Source organism: Mesorhizobium sp. M00.F.Ca.ET.216.01.1.1, assembly GCF_004010325.2.
Classification (GTDB): domain Bacteria; phylum Pseudomonadota; class Alphaproteobacteria; order Rhizobiales; family Rhizobiaceae; genus Mesorhizobium.
Window position 1 is genome coordinate 1 of record NZ_SADR02000652.1, and the last position, 278, is coordinate 278.

General features: G+C 73.7%; 1 protein-coding gene. It reads right to left on the reverse strand.

Translation table 11 applies throughout. The annotated features are described in order from the left end of the window. The coding region (locus tag EN859_RS37795) for a PA14 domain-containing protein (RefSeq protein ID WP_210237797.1) at positions 1–278 on the reverse strand (278 nt) is incomplete at both ends.

A 278-nucleotide genomic window follows, 5' to 3' on the forward strand; every position in this document is an offset into this window, starting at 1 on the left:
GGGCTGGCGCCAGGCCAGGCGCACGCCGGCGTCGCGCTCGCCTTCGTAGTACTCCAGGCGCAGGTCGTAGCTGCGGCCGGCTTCCAGGCGCACGTCGACGCCGTCGGCATGCAGGCGGTCGCTGGCGCTCCAGCGGTCGATCAGGCGCTTGCCGTCCAGATGCAGGCGCACGCCGTCGTCGGCCGCGGTTTCCAGGTGGTAGGTGTCGGTCGCCGGCGGCACCAGCTTGCCGCTCCAGCGGATGCTGAAGTTGTCGGCCGGCACGGCCTGGCCCGGCC